This is a genomic window from Rathayibacter sp. VKM Ac-2927 (genome assembly GCF_022815525.1).
GTDB classification, from domain to species: Bacteria; Actinomycetota; Actinomycetes; order Actinomycetales; family Microbacteriaceae; genus Rathayibacter; species Rathayibacter festucae.
On sequence record NZ_JALGRT010000002.1, the window covers coordinates 257,699 to 278,671 of the forward strand.

Below are 20,973 nucleotides of genomic sequence, written 5' to 3' on the forward strand. Positions count from 1 at the left end.
CCGACGGCGACCCTGAGCGCCGCGCTTCTCGAGGACGCCCTCCGCGCTACGCGGATTCCCGCTGGACGAGGCTCACGGGCAGGATCCGCTGCCGGTCGATCTCGCGTCCCTGCAGGACGGCGACGACGGTCTCGGCGGCGATGCGGCCCATCTCCGCGAGGGGCTGGCGGATCGTCGTGATCGGCGGGTCCGTCGTGGTCGCGATGACGACGTCGTCGAAGCCCACGACCGAGACGTCCGTCGGCACGCGCCGCCCCGCGGCCCGGAGGACGTGGATCGCGCCGTGCGCCATCAGGTCGGAGGAGGCGAAGATCCCGTCGAGATCGGGGTAGCGCTGCAGGAGGCGCACCATCGCGGTCACGCCGCTCTCGACCGTGAACGCACCGTGCGCGAGGGGCGCGTAGTCGATGCCCAGGTGCTCCAGTTCGTCGCGCCAGCCGCGCAGCCGCTCACGGGCGGGCTTCATGTCGTGGGGGCCCGTGATGATGCCGAGTCGCCGACGGCCGGACTCGGCCAGCACTCGTGCGGCGAGCCTCCCTCCCCCGTAGTTGTCCGCATCGATCACGAGCGCGTCGTCCGCGAGGGCGACCCGCGGCCGTCCCACCCAGGCGATCGGCGCGGGAGACTCGGCCAGCTCCTGGGTCACCTGGGTCATCTCGTTCTGCAGGATCACGATGGCCCCGTCGACCGCGCGCGTGCGGAGAAGCCGGGCGACGCGGCCTCTGTCGTCGTAGTCCGCGGGCAGCAGGACCGGCTGGACCCCCTGCGCGTGCAGGCTCGCCGCGGCGCCCTTCAGGACCGCCGTGAGGATCGTCCCGGGCAGGCGGTCGAGATCCTCGAAGGCGACGATCAGCGCGATCGAGCCCGCGCGTCCCCCGCGCAGCATGCGCGCGGCGCCGTTCGCCTCGTAGCCCAGCTGCTTCGCGGCGCGCTCCACGGCGGCGGTCATGCCGGCGTCGACGTTGGTCCGGCCCGCGAGCACGCGCGCGGCGGTCGCACGGGACACCCCCGCGATGCGCGCGACGTCCACCAGTGTCGGTTCAGCCATCGCCTGTCCTTCTGTCGAGGAGGAGCGACGGCGTCGCGGGAGCGCCACGAGTCACCGTCCTGTGCTCCGAAGACACAGGATGTCAGAGTTCGGTCCGCGCGCTGCCAGCTGCGATCGGGGGCTTGCGGGCACAGCAGGACGGTCCGCGTGATGCAGGAGTCCCGAGCCGCCGAAACACCCGTGTCACCTGCCTGGGGTACGGTGACCGCCGGGGTTCGCGAGGAGACGCATGCACAGGGCAGGACGGCTGGCACGGCGCCTCGGCGTCGGCGCCCTCGCCGCGCTCGTGCTGGTGGTCGGCGCCGGGATCCCGGTCTACGTGCTGCCCGCGATCGATCCGGTGCCGGAGCACGCCGACGCGGTCCTCGTCCTCGGGCCGCCCACCCGCGCGCGCACCGAGCTCGGCCGCGACCTCGTCGAGGCGGGAGTGGCCGACACCCTGGTGATCTCGGTCTGGGCCTCGGATCTGGCCGCGGCTCCGGGCGAGAACGACGTCGTGGCCTGCGACGAGCCGGACATGGACGTGATCTGCTTCACCGCCGAGCCCGGGACCACCCAGGGCGAGGCGCGCGCCCTGGCCGACGACGCGCGGGCGGACCACTGGGACAGCGTCGTCGTCATCACGCAGACCCCCCACATCGCCCGGGCGCGCCTGCTGCTCGGCCGCTGCTTCGACGGCGAGCTGTCGATGGTGTCCTCCGGCGAGCCGTACACGCTCGGCGACTGGGCCTACGAGTACGTCTACCAGACCGGCGCGTTCGTGAAGGCGCTCGCGGACCCGGCCTGCTGACCGGACCCGCACCGACCCGGGCCGCTCAGCCGAGCAGCTCGCGCACGTCCTCCGCGGTGATGCCGCCGGTCGCTGCCGCGCCGTCGTCGGACATGACGGCCGCGAACAGGGCGGCCTTCGCCTCCTTGAGCGCCATCACCTTCTCCTCGATGGTGTCCTTCGCGACGAGCCGGTAGACCATCACCGAGCGGGTCTGGCCGATGCGGTGGGCGCGGTCGACGGCCTGCGACTCCGTCGCCGGGTTCCACCACGGGTCGAGCAGGATGCAGTAGTCGGCCTCGGTGAGGTTGAGGCCGAAGCCGCCCGCCTTCAGCGAGATGAGGAAGACGCCCGCCTCGCCGGAGCGGAAGCGGTCGATCACCTCGTCGCGCTTCTTGGTGGCGCCGTCGAGGTAGGCGTACTCGACGCCGGCCGCGTCGAGCCGGCCGCGCACCCGGCCGAGGAAGCGGGTGAACTGGCTGAAGACCAGCACCCGGTGCCCCTCGGCGAGCGCGTCGGCGAGCAGCTCGTCGAGCAGGTCGAGCTTGGTCGACGGCACCGTGGCGTGCGCCTCGTCGACCAGGGCCGCGTCGAGCGCGACCTGGCGGAGCACGGTGAGGGCGCGGAAGATCGCGAACCGGTTCTTCTCGAAGTCGCCGATCAGGCCGAGCACCCGCTGCCGCTCGCGGGCGAGGTAGGTGTCGTAGACCTTGCGCTGGCGGGTGCCGAGCTCGACCTCGATGGTCTGCTCCTGCTTGGGCGGCAGCTCCGTCGCGACGAGCTCCTTGGTGCGGCGGAGCATCAGCGGGCGGATGCGGCGGCGCAGCTGGCTGAGGCGCTCGGTGTCGGCGTCGCGCTCGATCGGCTTCTGGTAGTACTCGGCGAAGCCGGCCGGCGAGGGGAAGAGGCCCGGAGCGACGATCGACAGCAGCGACCAGAGCTCCATCACGTTGTTCTCCATCGGCGTGCCCGTGATGGCGAGCTTGAACGGCACGTCGAGGCGCCGGGCGAGCTGGTGGGTGGCCGACTGGCGGTTCTTGACGAACTGCGCCTCGTCGAGCAGGAAGCCGGACCACTGGATGCCGGCGTAGGACTCGTAGTCGAGGCGGAAGAGGGCGTAGGAGGTGACGACCAGCTCGGCCTCGCCGATCATCGTCGACAGCGCCTTGCGCTTCTTCTTCGAGGTCTCGTCGATGCCGACCACGCGCAGGTCGGGGGCGAAGCGCTTGGCCTCGCCGACCCAGTTGGGCACGACGCTCGTCGGCGCGACGACGAGGAACGGGCGGGGCGAGGTGCCGGCGCTCGCGGCGGCCGCGCGCTGCTCCTGCATCACCCGGGTGACCAGCGCGAGCGACTGCACGGTCTTGCCGAGGCCCATGTCGTCGGCGAGGACGCCGCCGAGCTGGTTGTCGTAGAGGAAGGAGAGCCAGTCGTAGCCGAGCTGCTGGTACGGCCGCAGCTCGACGGCGAAGCCCTCGGGGAGGGCGCGGGACTCGAGGGCGCCGGTCGCGGTGAAGCCGGAGAGACCCTCGACCGAGCGGCGCCAGGCGGCGGCCTGCGCCTCGACGACGCCGAGCTCGACCAGCTCGTCCCAGAGCGAGGACTGGAAGCGGCTGATCCGGAGCGTCTCGCTCGGGTCGTCGGAGAGCTCGCGCGCCTCGGCGATCAGCTCGCGGAGGCGGCCGAAGCGCTCGTCGTCCAGCGCGAAGTAGACGCCGCTCGGCAGCACCATGTACTCGTCGCCGCGGGCCAGGGCGAGGAAGATCTCGGCGAGCGGGACCGCCTCCTCGTTGACCGTGACCGAGATCTCGAGGTTGAACCAGTCGCGGCTGTCCGGCTGGGCGACCGTCTGCACGGCGACGACCGGAGCGGTCTCGGCCTCGCGGTACTCGACGCGCTGGCCGATCTCCTCGATCTCGACGGTGCCGAGCTCGCGCAGGCGCTCGACCTCGCCGGTGAGGAAGCCGACGGTCTGCATGCCGCGCAGGTCGAAGGTGGGGCGGAGGCGGCGGCTCGACGGCGAGACCAGGGCGGGCGTCGACTCCGGGTCGATGCCGGCGCCGCCGAGCGAGTCGAGGATCCGCTGCTCGGCCTCGGCGTCGCGGTAGCCGGACTCGTCGTCCAGGCGCAGCGGGAGGCGCTCGGCCTCGGTGCCGCGGCCGCCCTCGATGCCGTAGCGCCACCACCAGGAGCCACGGAGTCCCGCGCCTTCGGTGTGCTCGAGGGTGAGGCCGAGCCGCGGCTCGGGGACGGGCGGCGCCTCGAAGGAGCCGTCGCGCGAGACGATGTCGAAGAGGCGGTGCAGGCGCTGGTAGTGCTCGGTGAGGAACGCCGACTCCTCCTGCTCCGGGATGCGGATCGGCTCGTTGCTCCAGAGGAAGGTCCGGGCGGAGGAGACCAGCGGCGCGGCGAACGGCACGAGCGTGACGGCCTTGCCGCGCAGCTCGTCGCCCTCGTCCCACGTGTAGAGGCCGACGGCGGGGTCGCCGATGAAGCCGAAGTGCTCGGGCGCCGGGTGGTCGCCGATCGCGACGAGCGAGCGCAGCTCGAGGCCGGCCGGGGTGCGGGTGACGTCGATGGACGCCGTGGCGGTGGTGTCCAGGATCTTCAGCGGGGTCTGGTCGCGGTCGCCCATGACCAGGCCGATGCCGGCGCGGACGGCGCCGTGCAGGGCCGCCCAGATCGCCTCGCTCCGGCACTGGTCGAGGTAGAGCCAGGTGTCGGGCGAGTAGTAGCTGGAGGCGCTGTGCCCGGAGAGCAGGCCCTGCATCTCGCGGACGACGTCGATCTGGCGCTCGTCGTAGTCGTGGCTGTAGTGGAGGTAGCCGAGGTCGCGCCAGCTGGTGCCGGTGCGGACCCAGCGGTCGCGGTCGCCCATCCGCACCGGGCGGACGCCGAGGCGCGGGCGCGGCTCGGGCGGCGGACGATAGCTGTTGTAGCGGCCGGGCGGGCGGCGCACGGGCTCGCCGGGGAGGAGCTCGAACTGGAGGCCGAGCGGGATGCCGGTGTGCGAGCGCTCGGCGCCGGCGAGCAGCGGCGCCAGGGCGCTGCGCCACTCCGGGACCGCGTCGACGGCGGCCTCGCCGGGGAACGGGCCGCTCAGGGCGCCCTCGCGCTCGCGGCGCAGCGCCTCGATCAGGACGGCGGCGACGTGCTTGCACTCGTGCTTGACCGGGCAGCTGCAGGCGCCGCCGAGGAGGATCGAGTGGTCGCCCTCGTCGCGCAGCTGCACGCTCACGGCGTAGGGCGAGCGGCCGGAGCCGCGGACCTGGCCGAAGAGCCGGGTGCGCCCGCCGAACCACTGCAGCTCGGCGACGCGGCCCTCGTCGGCGTAGGCGACGCCCTTGTCGAGGGCGGCGGTGCCGACGAGTCCCCGGATGTCCTGCTCGCTGAAGGGTTCGCGGCCCTCGGCCCCGGGCACGGCCGAGGGGGGCAGCACCTCTTCGGGGGGACTCTGGCGGGCCATGGACCTCACGCTCTCCGCGCACCGACCGGAGCGCATCCGTCCATTCAACCCGATTCCGGAGGCGCCGGGAGCCGCGGGGCGGGATCCGCGCCCTCCGCGCCCGCTCCTACGATGGACGGATGCCCCGCCTGTCGATCGTCTCGGCGCACACCTCGCCCCTCGAGCAGCCCTCGACCGGCGACGCCGGCGGGATGAACGTGTACCTCGCCGGGGTGCTGCCCGAGCTCGCGGCGCTCGGTTGGGAGGTCACCGTGCTCACCCGCGGCGAGGGCGTGCGGCGGCTCGCGCCGGGGGTCTCGGTGGTCGGCGTGCCGGTCGAGGCGGCGGACAAGTACGCGCTGGCCGCCTCCGCGCCCGTGTTCGCCGAGGCCGCCGAAGGTGCGGACGTCGTGCACTCGCACTACTGGGTGTCGGGGCTGGCGGGGGCGCTGACCGGCGCTCCGCACGTGCACTCGATGCACTCGAACTCGCTGGCGAAGAACGTGCGGCTGGTGCCGGGCGACGTGCGGGAGCCGGAGGAGCGGATCCGCGCCGAGCGCTCGGTCCTGAGCTCGGCGGACGCGGTGGTGGTCGCGGGGGCGTCGGAGCGGTCGGACGTCGTGGACGGGTACGGGGTGGATCCGGCGCGCGTGCTGGTCGTGCCGCCGGGGGTGGATGCGCGGTTCTCGCCGGGTGACGGCGAGCGCGCGCGGGAGATCGTGCTGCTCGGGCGGGTGCAGCCGCTGAAGGGGCAGCTGCTGGCGGTGCAGGCGCTGGCGCGGATCCCGGTGGGCGAGCGGCCGCTGCTGCGGCTGGCGGGCGGGCCGGCGCCGGGGCGCGAGGGGTACCTGGAGGAGGTGCGCGCGGCGGCGCGGGAGCTCGGGGTGGACGAGTGGTTGCGCTTCGAGGGCGTGGCCGACCGGGAGACGGCGGCGGCGCTGCTGCGGGGGGCGCGGCTCGCGCTGGTTCCGTCGGCGGCGGAGACGTTCGGGCTGATCGCGCTCGAGGCGGCGGCGAGTGCGACGCCGGTGCTCGCCCGGCGGACGACCGGGCTGGTCGACGCGGTGCGCGACGGCGAGAGCGGCGTGCTGATCGACTCCGGCGACCCGGCGGTGTGGGCGGCGGAGATCCGCCGAATGCTCGCCGACGACGCCGAGCGCGCGCGCCTCGGCCGCGGCGGCGTGCAGTGGGCGGCGGCCCACACCTGGGCGGCCGCGGCGGCGCGCCTGGACGCGCTGTACCGCGGGCTGCTGCGGGGGCGCTGACGCCGACATGCTGATCGAGCAGCCCTCGCAGAGGGCGTGCACATCATGCTGATCGAGTAGCCCTCGCAGAGGGCGTATCGAGATCCGGCGTCGTTCGGTGGGCGGGTCTCGATACGCCGCGATGCGGCTACTCGACCAACATAGGGGCGCCGCTCCGCGGCTCCGCAGGCGGTCAGTCGGCGATGGCCGGGGTGCCCGGATCGATGTGGGCGCCGCGGGTGGAGCGGTACCAGGGGGCGAGGCGGTCGGGCGAGACGGCGACCATGGCGGCGCCGGTGAAGCCGGCGTCGTTGCCGAAGCGGGCGGAGACGATCTCGGTGCCGAGGTCGAGGAAGCGGGCGAACTCGTCGAAGACGTGCGCCGCGGCTCCGCCGATCACGAAGAGCTGCGGCGAGAGCAGCATCTCGAGGTGCCGGTAGTAGACGTTGAGGCGGCCCGCCCACTCCTCGAGGGTGATGCCCTCGCGGCGGACGGCGGAGAAGCCGACGCGCGGCTCGAAGTCGGGGCCGTCGATGTGCACGTGGCCGAGCTCGGAGTTGGGGATGACCTCGCCCTCGTAGACCAGCGCGGTGCCGATCCCGGTGCCGAGCGTGGTGAGCAGGCAGAGGCCCTCGCGGTCGCGCATCGCGCCGAACTCGCGCTCGGCGACGCCGGCTGCGTCCGCGTCGTTGACGACGACGACGTCGACGCCGGTCGCCTCGGACAGCAGCGCCTGCGCGTCGATCCCGACCCAGCGCTGCGAGACGTGGGTGGTCTGCCGCACGATGCCGCCGCGGACGATGCCGGGAAAGCCCACGCCGACGGGCGTGCCGGCGATCGGCGAGACGTCGCGGACGATGCCGGCGATGGCCGCGGCGAAGTCCTCGGGCTCCTTGCCGACGGGGTTCGCGACGGCGAAGCGGCGGGCGGCGCGCTCGCCGGTGGTCACGTCGACGAGGGAGGCCTTGATCGAGGTGCCGCCGATGTCGACGCCGACGGCGAAGCGCGGGAGGAGGCCGTCCTGGGGCTGGGTCACGGATGCTCCGTCTGGGAAGTGGTGGCGAGGGCTGACCTCGGGCTCGCGGGAACGCGCACGGCTCGCCGGATCACAGGATCCCGACGAGCATTGGACGAGTCTACGAGCCGGAGGTCCGAGCGGGCTCGGAGGTGGCGTCGAGGCCGTCCAGGAGGTAGGCGATCACCGGCTCGTAGAGGTGCACGGCGAGACCGTCGTCGATCGGGACGACCACCTCGATCGAGCCCTGCGCCTCGGCGACGAAGACGGCGGGGTCGTTGCAGTCGGCGATCGCGATCGTCGGCAGACCGCGCCGCCCGGCCGCCCCGGCCCAGCCGTGGTCGGCGACGACGAGGTCGGGGCGGATGCCGAGCGCCTCGAGCTCGTCGAGGAGGGCGTTCATCGGCTCGGCCGAGTGGGTGTGCTGGAGGCTGCCGCCGCGGTAGGCGCAGGTGACGCCGCCCGTGCACCAGAGGCGCTGGTGCTCGTCGGCCAGGGCGACTCGGATGCCGTCGGGGCGGGCGAACGGGAGGGCGTTCACGTCGATCACGCGGGCGCCCGCCGCCGTCGCGGCCGCGGCGAGCCGGCGGTAGACGTCCAGCAGGGTCGCAGGGTGCGCGGTGGCGAAGAGGATCAGCGCGCCCTCGCGCACGGCGCGGGCGAAGCGGTCGCGATAGGCGTCGAGCGCGGCGACGGTGAGCGCGGCGTCGATCCGGTCCTGGCCGTGCTCGAACGCGGGGTCGGTGCTGATGCCGACCCGCTGCCCCATCAGCGCGAGCAGGCTCTCGACGTCCCAGTGCTCGGCGACGTCGACGCCGTAGAGGTGGGCGGGCTCGCGGGCGGCCAGGCGGCGGAGGTTGCCGAGGTTGCTCGCGCGGCCGGTGAGGACGGCGCCGGTGAGGAGTGACTCGTCGAGGAGCGCGGCGAGCGCGGCGGCGGACAGCGGCATGCGGAGGGGCCTTCCGGTGGGGGTCCCTCGAGCGTAGTTCGAAACCCGTGCTTGACGAGTGACAGTCGCCGATATATCTTTACTACATCGCCGACAGATCGTGAGCACTCGCTCCGACGGGCGAGACGGATTTCGAGAGGAATCCCCAGACACGAGAAGAGACACCATGAACACCAGGAACTCCTTCCACGACCACAGCGACCGCTTCGACCGCTCGCACGGCGACCACGACCACGGCCGCGGCGGCCACGACCAGCCCGGCCGCCGCGAGCGCCGCGGCCCCGGCGGACACGGCCGCGGCTTCGGTCCCGGCTTCGGCTTCGGCCCGGGCTTCGGCGGCTTCGGCGGCCCCGGCTTCGGCGGCCCCGGCTTCGGCCGCGGCGGAGGACGGGCCCGTCGCGGCGACGTCCGCGCCGCCCTGCTCTCCCTCCTCGCCGAGAAGTCCTCGAACGGCTACGGCCTGATCAAGGCGATCGCCGAGAAGACCAACGGCTCGTGGCGCCCCAGCCCCGGCTCGGTCTACCCCACGCTCCAGCAGCTCGTCGACGAGGGCCTCATCACGGCCGTCGGCGAGGGCCGCGGCACCGAGTACCAGCTCACCGACGCGGGCGGCACCTACGTGCGCGAGCACGCCGACGAGCTCGCCGCCGCTTGGGAGGCCACTCCCGGAGCGAGCGACGCGGACCGCGAGTTCGTCGAGAACATCGGCAAGCTGATGGGCGTCGTCCAGCAGTTCCGCGGGGCCTCGGAGGCGCAGCGCGCCGCCGCCTCCGCGAAGCTCGACGAGACGCGCCGCGCGCTGTACCTGATCCTCGCCGACTGACAAGGCTCTGCCGCCGGTGGATCTCGATACGCCCGCGGAGCGGGCTACTCGATCAGCAGGAAGGGGGCGCGGTCCTGCGGTGGCGGCAACCACTGCGGGTCGAGCAGCCCCGTCTCATGCTGGTCGAGTAGCCCCGCAGGGGCGTATCGAGACCCGGCGTGCTCAGCAGGGCGGGACTGCAAACCAACCTCCGAACGGTGGTGGATCTCGATACGCCCGCGGAGCGGGCTACTCGATCAGCAGGAAGGGGGCGCGGTCCTGCGGTGGCGGCAACCACTGCGGGTCGAGCAGGCCCGCCTCATGGTGGTCGAGTAGCCCCGCAGGGGCGTATCGAGACCCGGCGTTGTCAGAAGGGCGGGTCTGCAGACTCGACTTCTAGCGGTGGTGGATCTCGATACGCCCGCTGCGCGGGCTACTCGATCGACATGGAAGCGATCAGCATGAAGGCACGCCCGCGGAGCGGGCCGCTCCACCAGCAGGCTTGACGACGGACGCCCCTCGCGCACTCGCGCGGGGGGCGTTCGTCGTGTCAGCGGTAGGAGGCGGCCAGGCGGGCGAGGCCCTCGTCGAGGGTCACCGCGGGCGTCCACTGGAGGTCGGCGCGGGTCGCGCGCTGGTCGAACCAGTGCGCGGTCGAGAGCTGCTCGGCGAGGAAGCGCGTCATCGGCGGCTCGTCCTCGCCCGGGCGCACCGCCCAGACGCGCTCGACGAGCGAGCCGGCGGCGCGCGCGACGCCCGCGGGCACCGACCAGCTCGGCGGCTGCACGCCGGCGGCGCGGCAGATCCCGGCGAGCAGCTCGGCGACCGGCCGGGGCTCGCCGTTGGTGACGACGTACGCGCGGCCGTGCACCGCCTCCGCCCGCCCGAGCGCGGCGACGATCGCCGAGGCGGCGTTGTCGATGTAGGTGGAGTCGATGAGCGCCTGGCCGTCGCCGAGCAGCGGCAGCCGGCCGGTGCGGGCGCGCTCGACGATGCGCGCCACGAGCTGCGTGTCGCCCGGCCCCCAGACCAGGTGCGGGCGGACCGCGACCACGGCGAAGCCCGGCGCATCCGCGGCCAGCGCGAGCAGCTCGGCCCGCGCCTTGGTGCGGGCGTAGTCGCCGCGGGCGCGCTCGGGATCGGCGGGCTCGGCGCCCTCGCCGATGATCGAGGCGCCGGAGTGCGCGACCGACGGCGACGACACCTGGACGAAGCTCCGAACGCCGGCCTGCGCGGCGGCCGCCAGCAGATCCCGGGTCCCGTCGACGTTCACCCGGACGAAGTCGGCGGGATCGCCCGCGAGCGACACTTTCGCTGCGAGGTGCACCACGCCCTCGCAGCCCTCGACCGCGGCCTCGACGGCGCCCGAGTCGGCCAGCGAGCCGCGGACGTCCTCCACCCCGCTCACTCCCGAGGGGCGGCGCTGGAAGGTGCGGACCTCGTGCCCCGCCGCGACGAGCCCCGCCGCGACGGCGCCGCCGAGCAGCCCGCTCGCCCCGGTGACGAGGACCCTCACGGCGCGACCATCCGGCCGCCGGCGAGGATCGACTCCGCCCAGCGCGCGAGCGCGGCCCGGTCGATCTTGGAGTTGTGCCGGATGTCGGTCGGCAGCGCCGGCACGACGAGCACGGCCGCGACCGGTGCGCCCACGGCCGCGCGGACCTCGGCGGCGAGCTCCTCGGACGCGAGCTGCGTGCGGCGGGCACCCTCGTGCCGCTCGACGACCGCGACCAGCTGCGCGACTCCGCGGGGCCCGACGCCGACGATCGCGGCGCGGGAGACCGCGGCGACGCGCGCCTCGATCCGCTGCTCCGGCCCGACGGGCGTGACGACGCCCTCGGCGGTGACGATCACGTGCGGCAGCCGGCCCTCGACCCAGAGCCGGCCGTCGGCGTCGATCCGGCCGACGTCGCCGGTGCGGTGCCAGCGCTCGCCCGGGACGGCGCCGCGGCGCGCGGCGCGGTCGGTGAGCCAGAGCCGCTCGTAGTGGTCCTCGACGTGCCCGGCCGAAACGACGATCTCGCCCGTGACGCCGACCAGCTCGGCCGGCTCGGGAGCGGCCTGCCCGTCGTCGTCGAGCGGAGCGATCCGGAGGCGCACGCCCGCGGCCGGGACGCCGACGCAGACTCCCCCGCGCGGATCGTCGTCCGCGGCGGCCGCGCGGATGCCCTCGAGCGACGCGTCGGTCAGCAGCAGGCCCTCCGTCATCCCGTAGGGCGTGCGGGCCGAGGCGTTCGGCATCAGCGCCTGGGCCTGCCCGAGCAGCCCCTCGGCGACGGGGGCTCCGGCCGAGAGGAAGGTGCGGACGCCGGCGAGCGCGCGGTGATCGTCGGCGTCGAGGTCGCCCGCGGTGGCGACGACGTTGGCGAGCGCGGCGGGCGAGAGGAAGAGGACGGTCGCGTCGACGCGCGCCGCCGCCGCGGCCACGGCGCGCGCGGTGAGCGTCCGCGGCGAGGTGACGTCCATGTCCGGCGTCGCCGAGCGGGTGCCGAGTGCCGGGCCGAGCAGGGCGAACGGCGCGAAGCCGGCGACGAGTCCGGTGCCCGGTCCGATGCCGTACTGGCGCGCCAGGGCGTCGCGGACCCCGGCGAGCTGGCGATGCGTGTAGACGACGCCCTTCGCGGGGCCGGTCGAGCCGGAGGTGAAGAGGATCGCGGCGGTCGCGTCGGCCGCGGGCGCCTCGCCGAGCGCGTCGGCGGAGGCGTCGAGCTCCGCGCGGCCGAGCTCGATCAGCTGCCCGAGCGAGGTGTCGACGCCGAGCGTGCGGGCGGAGGCGCGCGGCAGGGTCTGCGTCGAGACTCGGCCGCCCGGCCAGCCGAGCGCGCGGGCGACGGCGAGCCCCGGCAGCGCGCCGACGACGAGGTCCGGCCAGGCGCCGCGGACGGCGCGGGTCAGCCCGCGCAGGCCCAGGCCCGCGTCGGCGACGACCACGACGGCCCCGATCCGGAGGCAGGCGTAGAGCAGGGCGGTGAGATCGGCGCCGGGCGGCACGAGCAGCGAGACGCGGTCGCCCGGGGCGACGCCCGAGGCGCGGAGCCCCGCGGCCAGCTCGCGGACCCGCTGCGAGAGCAGCCGCCAGGACACGGAGCGCGGTCCGCCTCCGCCGGGCGGCGCCATCTCGACCAGCGCGAGCGAGTCGTCCTCGACGCGCTCGTCGAGGTGCCGCCAGAGCGGCTCGATCGGCACGGTCGGGCGGTGCACGTCGGGCGCCTGGACGCCGGCGGTGACGTCGCCGAGCCAGGTCAGCACCGCGGCGGAGTAGTCGACGTCCTCCGCGAGCAGGTGGCCGGTGCCCTCGAAGCGGTGCACCTGCGCGTGCGGGAGGCGGTCGACGAGGTCGTCGAGGTAGCGGTCCGAGAAGATCGGGTCCAGCGGGCCCCAGAGCAGCAGCGCGGGCGTCTCCAGCGCGCGGACGCCCGCTGCGATCCGCTCCAGCTCGGCGTGGCTCGGGTGCGCGGGGCCGACCGGGATGTCGGCGACGAACCCGCCGACCCCGCCCCGTCGCTCCGCCGAGCGGTAGGGGGCGCGGTAGCCGGCCTTGACGGCGGCCGGGATCGCCGGGTGCCCGAGGGCGAGCGTCGTCTCGAGGAACGCGGGCGTGCCGACGGTCGAGGCGCCGAGGACGCCGGAGGCGAGCGCGAGCCGCAGCGGCGCGGGGATCGGCGCGTCGGCCGGCTGGTGGATCGCCGTGTTGAGCAGCATCGTGCCGCGCAGGAGCTCGGGGTGGTCGACCGCCCAGCCGAGCGAGACGACTCCGCCCCAGTCGTGGCCGAGGGTGACGACGTCGGTCAGGCCGAGCACGTCGGTGAGGTTCGAGAGCTCGCGCACGCGGTCGGCGAGGGCGTGCAGCTCGCCGGTGCGCTCGGAGAAGCCCATCTCGAGCTGGTCGACGGCGACGACGCGCCAGGCCGGCTCGCCGCGGCGGGCGGCCGCGACGGTGGCGGCGGCGAGGGCGCGCCAGAGGTAGGACCAGGTCGGGTTGCCGTGCACGCAGAGGATCGTGCCGAGCGGCTCGACGCCGCCCAGCGCCTCGTGCGTGTCGAGCAGGTGCCAGCGGCGCGGGACGCCGTGCGCATCGGGCGCGTCGACGAGGCGCGACCAGGACGGATCGAGGCCGTCCAGTCCCGCCGGCGGCAGCTCCGCCGCCGAGGTCGAGCCGAGTGCGCGGCGGATCCTGGCGGCCGGGTGCCGGCCGGCGGCGGCGCTCACCAGGCGATCTCGAGCATCGCGGTGTTGATGCCGGAGCCGACGCCCAGCAGCAGGACGCGGTGGCCCGGCTCGAGGGTCTTCGACTCCTGCGCGAGGGTGATCGGGATCGACGCGGGGCCGACGTTGCCGAGGGTCGGGTAGGTGGTGGGCACCAGCTCGGGGTCGATGCCGACGGCCTTCACGAAGGCGTTGGTGTGCACGTCCGACACCTGATGCATGATGTAGCGGTCCATCCCGCCCCAGCTCCAGTCGCGCTTCGCCTCCTTCCAGGCGGAGACGACGAGCTCCATGCCGCCCTTGAGCAGCGCCTTCGCGTCGGTGAACATCCCGTCGACGCTGCCGACGCAGAGCTCGTTGAACTGGGTGGCCGCGCGGGTGATGCCGCCGAGGATCCGGTGGCCCTTGGGGTGCTCGTCGGCCGGGCCGAGGATCGCGGCCGCGGCGCCGGACCCGAGGGTCAGGCTCGCGAACTCGCTCATGAAGTCCTTGCGCTTGATGCCCTCGCGGCTGAGGCGCTCGATCGTGTTGACCTGGATCTCGTCGGCGTCCTCGCCGTCGATGATCATCGCGTACTTGATCTGGCCGGAGTCGATCAGCTGGGCCGCGAGCGTCATGCCGTTGACGAAGCCGAGGCAGGCGTTCGCGATGTCGAAGTTGATCGCGGAGGAGGGCAGGCCGAGCCCGTGGTGCAGGCGCACGGCGACCGAGGGCTCGAGGTGCTTGCGGGTGACCGAGGTGTTGATGATCAGCCCTATCTGGTCGGGCCGGATGCCGGCCTCGGCCAGCGCGCGCTTGCCCGCCTCGATCGCGGCGCCGTCGAAGCCCTGCTCGGGACCCCAGTTGCGCCGCTCCTGCACGCCGGCGACGCGCTGGAGGAGTCCGGTGGGGAGTCGCAGCCGCTTCAGCGCCGGCGCCAGTCGCACGTCGATCTCTTCCGACGTGGTCACCCGAGGGGCCATCGTGGTAGCGACGGACAGCAATGCGACGTTGCGGTGCGTGGTCGTTGCGTTTCCGTCCAACGGAACTCCCTATCGAGTTGTCGATCTCGGCATGTGCCCCCGTGATTTTACGCTGTCGTTCACCCGACGCTTGCTGGACGCGGGCTGGACGGCGGCGACATGCACACTCCGGGGGCCTGCTGCGCGCTCTGGCGCGGAATCGCGCGCGTTCTCGCGGGTGCTCTCCGGGTGGCCACAGGCGACCCTCCGGTGTCAACCACCCGGCGCTCGTCGCACCTCCGGCTCACGGAAACGGCTTCGGCTCGCAGGAGCAGCCGGATTCCATGAGCCGGACCTGAGATCGCGAGCCGGACGTGACGGCCGCCGAGCTCCGGCTCGCGGAAACTGCTCCGGCTCGCCGAAACAGGCGGATCCGACGAGCCGTAGCCGAAACCGCGAGCCGGAGGTCCGGGCCACCGACGTTCGGCTCGCGATATCAGCCTCGGCTCGCCGGAACAGCCGTGTTTCGCGAGCCGAGGCCGGAATCACGAGCCGGAGGTCCGGGTCGCCGACATTCGGCTCGCGAAAACCGCCTCGGCGCGTCGGAACTGGCGGATCCCACGAGCCGAGGCCGGAATCGCGAGCCGGACGTGTCGGCGGAGGAACGGGCGGCCGAGCTTCGGCTCGCGGGACCAGCTCCGGCTCGCCAGAACGGCCGGATCCCACGAGCCGTGACCGAAAGTGCGAGCCGGAGGCCCGGGTCACCGACGTTCGGCTCGCGGAAACAGCTTGGGCTCGCCGGAACAGGCGGATCCCGCGAGCCGAGGCCGGAACCACGTGCCGGAGGTGGCGGCGGAGTTCCAGGCGGCCGAGCTTCGGCTCGCGGAAACCGCCTCGGCTCGTCGGAGTCCGCTGGTTTCGCGAGCCGGAGCCGGTTTCGCGAGCCGGAGATGCAGCGGAGGTGCGGGCGGAGGCGAGCAGGGAGGGAGGTGCGGACGACAGCCGCGGGCAGCGCGTGCCGCCTCAGGTCCCCATCGCCCAGGGCTCGCGGTCGCCGCGGAGGCGGGCGGCGAGCGCCATCGCCTGCTCGTCGGTGAGGGTCGCCACGTAGTCGACGACGCCGCGGGCCCGGCCGAGGCGCTGGAGCGACTCCGCATCGACGCGCGGGCGGCCACGCTCGCCGGCCGGCAGCCACTCGGGGCGGTCGGCGCGGAGGCGGAAGTAGCCGTCGGTCGCCAGCTCGATCAGGTCGAGCAGCTTCTGCGGGGCGCGCGGGCCGTCGCGCGGATCGTCGAGCCAGGCGTCGAGGTGGGTGACCAGCGTCCCGAGCACCTGCGATTGACCGCGCTGGTAGGTCGCGAAGTCCGGCCGGTCGATGACGAAGCGGGTGTGCACGAACTTCAGAACGGCGACGTCGTGCCAGGCATCGGGGAGCAGCGTCAGGTGCCCCGAGCGCACGTTCGGCTCGGCGAGCACGAGCACCGAGCGCTGCAGCCGGCCGATCCAGGAGGAGACGAAGGACTCGATCGCCCGCTCGGTGCGGGTGGAGCCGTCGAAGGGGACGGCGAGCAGGCCCTCCACCAGCTCGGCCGAGACCCGCTCGACGGAGGAGCGGAAGTGCTCGTCGCTGGCGATCCACGGGTCGCGAGCCACCAGCCGGCGCCGCAGCATCTCCAGCGAGTGGCCGGGCGCCCGCGCCCACAGCTCGTCGGCGTCGAGGGCGGCCAGCGCGTTCTGCTCGCGGAGGAACGCGCGGAACTCCACGGCGACGGCCGCCTGCTGCAGCACGCCTGCGCGGTAGAAGTCGTCGAGGTCGTGCAGCGAGTAGGCGATGTCGTCGGCCACGTCCATCACCGAGCACTCCAGCGTCTGCTGCCAGGGCGCGATCGCGGTGAAGCCGGTGCGGGAGTCGAGCAGGTCGTCGAGGTCGAGGGTGTAGGCCGAGAACTTGGGCGGCGCGGTCTCCCAGCGGCTCGCGGTCGAGCCGCGCGGCAGCTCGGTCGGGTCGGCGGTCTCGAGGTCCGGCCGGCAGACGGTGCGGCCCCACGGGTACTTGAGGACCGCGGCGCGCGAGGCGGCGGTGAGGTTCAGCCCCGCCTCGACCGTCTCGCAGACGTCGAGCTCGGAGAGGATCCGGAACGACTGCGCGTTGCCCTCGAAGCCCTCCTCGAGGCCGAGCTTCTCGCGTGCGAGGCGGTCGAGCGCCTGCTCGCCGAGGTGCCCGAACGGCGGGTGGCCGAGGTCGTGCGCGCTGGCCGCCGCCTGCACGACGACCGGGTCGCAGCCGCCGAGGCGCTCGACCAGCTCGCGCTGAGCGGTGTCGGTGGTGGTCAGCTGCATCGCGATCGCGCGGGCGACGGCGGTGACCTTGATCGAGTGCGTCAGCCGGTTGTGCACGACTTGGCCGACGCCGGAGGGCGAGATCACCTGCGTCACCGCGGAGAGCCGGGCGAAGTAGGGCGAGAAGCGGATGCGCTCGAGGTCGACCCGGTACTCCGGGAACTCCTCGCCGGTGGCGAAGCGGTCGACGGGCTCCGGCGTGCGGCGGTCGCGGCGGGTGTCGTGCGCCCGGTCGTCCGCGTGCGCCCGGTCGTTCGCGGGGGGCAGTGCCGGTGTCGCCTCGTGCATGGGCCCACCCTACGGGCGGAGCTCCCCCGGCTCCCCGCGGCCCGGCTCGTCCCGCCCCGGCTCCTCGCGCTCGAAGCGACCGCGCGGCGCCACCGCGATCAGCACGGCGGCGGCGACCACCGCGCCGAGCACGTACGCGGCGATGTCCAGCCAGGAGAAGGTGCTGCCGACGACGAGCCGCAGCGGCGGCCACAGCTCGACCAGTCGGGCGGCCGCTCCGATCGCCTGGAGCTGCTCCATCGCGATCGACCAGGCGAGGGCGATCCCCGCGGCGGTCACCGCCGGGATCCGCGGCAGCAGCACGCAGACCAGCAGCGCGACGAGCACGACGTAGAGGACGCTGCCGGCCAGGTCGGCGAAGAGGCCGATCAGGAGGAAGCGCAGGGCGAGCCCGAGCGCGAGCGCGGCGATCGCGGCGAGCGCGAACGGCAGCCGGGCCCTCATCGGGCGCCGTGCGCGCGGCGCACCCGGTCGAGGGCGAGGAGGAAGGTGCGGTCGTCGGCGACGGTCCAGCCGAGCGGCCCCGGGGAGGCGACCACGAGCGGCACCAGGACGCGGCGGCGCGCCCGCGCGGCGAGGGCGGCCGCGGAGGCGCGGGCCGCGTCGGACACCAGGCCCCGGAAGCCCTGACCCGCGGCGGCACCCCGCTCCGGTCGCGCCGCCAGCACGGCGAGCACGACGGCGCGGACGCGGAAGGCGCCGTGCGCGACCGTGCCGACCTCGACCGAGAGGACGTCGCTCCAGTCCGCGATGGCCAGGGCGTCGGCGCGCTCCCCGGCGAGCGCCGGTCCGTCCGCGCCGAGGGTGACGACGCCCGTGGCGTCCGGAGCGACGGCGGCGGCCGGGGCCCCGATCCGCCGCAGCGCCCGGTCGAACTCGCGGCCGCGCAGCAGCGCGACCCCGTCGGCGACCGCCGCGAACTCGGCCAGCCGCCGCCGGTTCGCCGGGGACGTCTGGCGCAGCTGCGCGGCGAGCGCGCCTCGCGCCCGGCGGGCCTCGGCCGGAGAGGTGATCAGCGCGGTCGGCTCGAAGCGGCGCCGCGGGGGCAGTGGATCGGAGGGCAGCGGCTGCGCGGAGGCGTGCGGCGGCGGGGCGCCCCAGTCGGGCGTCGGTGCGGCGGCCATGTCCCCTCCCCCGGAGCACTCGGGACCGCGGCGCTCCTCCGTCGATTCTCCCGCCTTCCGCCTCCGCCTTGCCCGCGAGCGCGGACGGGCTTACGATGGGAGTACCCCCGGGGGGTATCCCTCCGCCGGGCCCCCCGCCCCAGGCAAGGAGAACAGCATGACCGCGCACCTCGATCTCGGACTCACCGCCAAGGGAGCCGCGGGCGGGTCCGGAGGCGGCTGCGGGTCGGGCGGCGCCTGCGCCTGCGGCGGTCACGACTCCGGCCACGCGTCCGGTCACGGCTCCGCCGCGGGCGGCGCCTCGGTGCAGAGCTTCGGCGTCGCCGGGATGACCTGCGAGCACTGCGTGCGCAGCGTCACCGAGGAGCTCGCCGCCTACCCCGAGGTCGACAGCATCGACATCTCCCTCCTCCCCGACGGCGTCTCCACCGTCACCGTCGGCTCCTCCCGTCCGCTCGGCCGCGAGGAGATCGCGGCCGCCGTCGCCGACGCCGGGTACCGCCTCGCGCCCCTGGCCTGAGACGGCCGACGCAGAGATGGCCGACGCCGCCCCGACCGGCCGCACGGAGACACCCGCGGAGCTCGAGCTCGCGATCGGCGGGATGACCTGCGCGTCCTGCGTCGCCAAGGTCGAGCGCCGCCTGGACGCGCTCCCCGGCGTCCGCGCGAGCGTCAACCTCGCCCTGGAGCGCGCCACGCTCGCGCTGCCCGAGGGCACCACGGCCGCCGACGCGATCGCCGCGGTCGAGGCCGCCGGCTACACGGCAACGGTCTCCGGAGCGACGCCCGTCGCGGACGACGGTACGGACGACGGCGCCCCCTCCCGCGAGGAGGAGGCCGCCGAGGCCGAGCGCCGCGTCCTGCGCACCCGCCTCACCATCTCGGCCCTGCTGGCCGCACCGGTCGTGCTGCTGTCGATGATCCCCGCGCTGCAGTTCGCGAACTGGCAGTGGCTCTGCCTCACCCTCGCCGCGCCCGTCGCCGTCTGGGGCGCCTGGCCCTTCCACCGCACCGCCTGGCGGGCACTGCGGCACGGCACGACCACGATGGACACCCTGATCAGCCTCGGCACCACCGCGGCCTTCGCCTGGTCGCTGTACGCCCTCTTCCTCGGCGACGCCGGCCGGCCGGGGATGAGCATGCCGTTCGAGCTGCTCGGCACCCGCTCCGGCCACGACGAGATCTACCTCGAGGTCGCCGCCGCCGTTCCCGTGCTGGTGCTGGCCGGCCGCTGGCTCGAGGCCCGCTCCAAGCGCGACGCCGGCGCCGCCCTCCGCGCGCTGCTGAGGCTCGGCGCGAAGGAGGCGACCCGCGTCGCCGCCGACGGCACCGAGGAGCGCGTCCCCGCCGCGGCCCTCGCGGTCGGCGACCGCCTGCGCGTGCGACCCGGCGAGGTCGTCGCCGCCGACGGCACCGTCCTCGACGGATCGAGCGCCGTCGACGCGAGCCTGCTGACCGGCGAGAGCGTCCCCGTCGAGGTCGGGCCCGGCTCCGTCGTCACCGGCGGCGTGCTCAACGCGCACGGCGTGCTCACCGTCCGGGTCGACCGCGTCGGCTCCGACACGACCCTGGCCCGGATGGGCCGCCTCGTCTCGCAGGCGCAGGCCGGCAAGGCGCGGGTGCAGCGCCTCGCCGACCGGGTCTCCGCCGTCTTCGTGCCGGTCGTCGTCGTGCTCGCGCTGGCGACCTTCGTCGGCTGGCTGCTCTCGGGCGCGGACCTCGCCGCCGCCGTCTCGCCCGCCGTCGCCGTGCTGATCGTCGCCTGCCCCTGCGCACTCGGGCTCGCCACGCCCACCGCCGTCCTCGTCGGCACGGGCCGCGGCTCGCAGCTCGGCATCCTGATCCGCGGACCCGAGGTTCTCGAGACCAGCCGCCGCGTCGACACCGTCGTCCTCGACAAGACCGGCACGCTGACCACCGGCGCCTTCACCGTCGCGGCAGCCAGTGACGACGAGTCCCTCCGCCTGCTCGCGGCCGTCGAGCGCGGGTCCGAGCACCCCCTCGCCGCCGCGATCGTCCGCGGCGCGGAGGAGCGCGGGCTGACCGTCCCCGAGGCGACCGGGTTCCGCGCGAGCGCCGGCTTCGGAGTCCGCGCGAGGATCGACGGCCGTCTCGTCGTCGCCGGGCGCCTGCGCTGGCTCGACGAGCAGTGGGGCTACGCACCCGGCGACCTCGCCGCCCGCGCCGAGCAGGCCGCGGCCGACGGCAGAACCGTCGTCGGGATCGGCTGGGAGGGCGAGCTGCGCGGCTTCGCCGTCCTCCGCGACGAGCCGCGGCCCGAGGCGGCGCGCACCGTCGCGTCGCTGCGCTCCCGCGGGCTGCGCGTGCTGATGCTGACCGGCGACAATCCGCGCGCGGCCACGGCCGTCGCCGCTGCGGTCGGCCTCGACGAGGTGATCGCCGAGGTGCTGCCGGAGGAGAAGCTCGCGGTGATCGAGCGGCTGCGCTCCGAGGGCCGCACGGTCGCCTTCGTCGGCGACGGCGTGAACGACGCGGCCGCCCTCGCCGCCGCCGACCTGGGCATCGCGATGGGCGCCGGCTCAGACGCGGCGATCGAGGCGAGCGACGTCACCCTGGTCGGCGACGACCTCGCCCGCGTGCCCGACGCGCTCCGGCTCGGCCGGCGGACCCTGGGCGTCATCCGGGGCAACCTGTTCTGGGCCTTCGCCTACAACGTGGCGGCGATCCCGCTCGCGATGGCCGGCCTGCTCGGCCCGCTGGTCGCGGGGGCCGCGATGGCGTTCTCGAGCGTCTTCGTGGTCTTGAACAGCCTGCGGCTGCGCTCGTTCCGCGCGGAGTGAC

The 20,973-nt window shown here is 74.7% G+C and carries 15 protein-coding genes; 5 read left to right on the forward strand and 10 right to left on the reverse strand.

Going from position 1 to position 20,973, the window contains the following annotated elements; genetic code table 11:
- Window positions 1–46: 46 nt before the first annotated feature.
- On the reverse strand, window positions 47–1,048 hold the full coding sequence (locus MT353_RS06455) for a LacI family DNA-binding transcriptional regulator (RefSeq protein WP_243623886.1): 1,002 nt from the start codon (window positions 1,046–1,048) through the stop codon (window positions 47–49).
- Window positions 1,049–1,277: 229 nt separating this feature from the next.
- On the opposite strand from MT353_RS06455, the gene MT353_RS06460 reads away from it, so the two are divergent.
- Window positions 1,278–1,838, forward strand: coding sequence for a hypothetical protein (locus MT353_RS06460; protein ID WP_132437502.1), 561 nt, complete (start codon window positions 1,278–1,280; stop codon window positions 1,836–1,838).
- Between the two features lie 25 nt (window positions 1,839–1,863).
- Here MT353_RS06460 and MT353_RS06465 read toward each other — a convergent pair whose 3' ends face one another.
- Window positions 1,864–5,283, reverse strand: coding sequence for an SNF2-related protein (locus tag MT353_RS06465; RefSeq protein ID WP_243623887.1), 3,420 nt, complete (start codon window positions 5,281–5,283; stop codon window positions 1,864–1,866).
- Between the two features lie 119 nt (window positions 5,284–5,402).
- On the opposite strand from MT353_RS06465, the gene MT353_RS06470 reads away from it, so the two are divergent.
- Window positions 5,403–6,527: a glycosyltransferase gene (locus MT353_RS06470; RefSeq protein ID WP_243623888.1), complete on the forward strand. Its 1,125-nt coding sequence runs from the start codon at window positions 5,403–5,405 to the stop codon at window positions 6,525–6,527.
- Between the two features lie 172 nt (window positions 6,528–6,699).
- Here MT353_RS06470 and MT353_RS06475 read toward each other — a convergent pair whose 3' ends face one another.
- Complete coding sequence (locus MT353_RS06475) at window positions 6,700–7,542, reverse strand: ROK family protein (protein WP_243623889.1); 843 nt, start codon at window positions 7,540–7,542, stop codon at window positions 6,700–6,702.
- A gap of 100 nt (window positions 7,543–7,642) precedes the next feature.
- Window positions 7,643–8,470 carry a phosphatase gene (locus MT353_RS06480; RefSeq protein WP_243615979.1) on the reverse strand — a complete coding sequence of 276 codons (828 nt, stop codon included), beginning with the start codon at window positions 8,468–8,470 and terminating at the stop codon, window positions 7,643–7,645.
- A 166-nt stretch (window positions 8,471–8,636) separates the two neighbouring features.
- Here MT353_RS06480 and MT353_RS06485 point away from each other — a divergent pair, with 166 nt between their 5' ends.
- Window positions 8,637–9,293 (forward strand): PadR family transcriptional regulator, encoded by a 657-nt coding sequence (locus MT353_RS06485; protein WP_243615980.1) that lies wholly within the window; start codon window positions 8,637–8,639, stop codon window positions 9,291–9,293.
- Window positions 9,294–9,822: 529 nt separating this feature from the next.
- Here MT353_RS06485 and MT353_RS06490 read toward each other — a convergent pair.
- From MT353_RS06490 to MT353_RS06515, 6 genes are all read right to left on the reverse strand, one after another.
- Window positions 9,823–10,788: an NAD(P)-dependent oxidoreductase gene (locus MT353_RS06490; protein WP_243623890.1), complete on the reverse strand. Its 966-nt coding sequence runs from the start codon at window positions 10,786–10,788 to the stop codon at window positions 9,823–9,825.
- Window positions 10,785–13,445 (reverse strand): alpha/beta fold hydrolase, encoded by a 2,661-nt coding sequence (locus MT353_RS06495; protein WP_374204699.1) that lies wholly within the window; start codon window positions 13,443–13,445, stop codon window positions 10,785–10,787. The genes MT353_RS06490 and MT353_RS06495 overlap by 4 nt, the downstream gene beginning before the upstream one ends.
- A 32-nt stretch (window positions 13,446–13,477) precedes the next feature.
- Window positions 13,478–14,440, reverse strand: a complete 963-nt coding sequence (locus MT353_RS06500) for a 3-oxoacyl-ACP synthase III (RefSeq protein ID WP_374204700.1) — start codon at window positions 14,438–14,440, stop codon at window positions 13,478–13,480.
- A gap of 1,002 nt (window positions 14,441–15,442) precedes the next feature.
- Window positions 15,443–17,047, reverse strand: a complete 1,605-nt coding sequence (locus tag MT353_RS06505; RefSeq protein ID WP_123446646.1) for a deoxyguanosinetriphosphate triphosphohydrolase family protein — start codon at window positions 17,045–17,047, stop codon at window positions 15,443–15,445.
- 9 nt (window positions 17,048–17,056) lie between these two features.
- Window positions 17,057–17,491, reverse strand: a complete 435-nt coding sequence (locus MT353_RS06510) for a DUF2809 domain-containing protein (protein WP_243623893.1) — start codon at window positions 17,489–17,491, stop codon at window positions 17,057–17,059.
- Window positions 17,488–18,171, reverse strand: a complete 684-nt coding sequence (locus MT353_RS06515) for a hypothetical protein (RefSeq protein ID WP_243615983.1) — start codon at window positions 18,169–18,171, stop codon at window positions 17,488–17,490. The genes MT353_RS06510 and MT353_RS06515 overlap by 4 nt, the downstream gene beginning before the upstream one ends.
- 157 nt (window positions 18,172–18,328) lie before the next feature.
- Here MT353_RS06515 and MT353_RS06520 point away from each other — a divergent pair, with 157 nt between their 5' ends.
- Window positions 18,329–18,691 carry a heavy-metal-associated domain-containing protein gene (locus MT353_RS06520; protein WP_243623894.1) on the forward strand — a complete coding sequence of 121 codons (363 nt, stop codon included), beginning with the start codon at window positions 18,329–18,331 and terminating at the stop codon, window positions 18,689–18,691.
- Between the two features lie 16 nt (window positions 18,692–18,707).
- Window positions 18,708–20,972 (forward strand): cation-translocating P-type ATPase, encoded by a 2,265-nt coding sequence (locus MT353_RS06525; RefSeq protein ID WP_243623895.1) that lies wholly within the window; start codon window positions 18,708–18,710, stop codon window positions 20,970–20,972.
- The last annotated feature ends 1 nt before the right edge of the window (window position 20,973 follow it).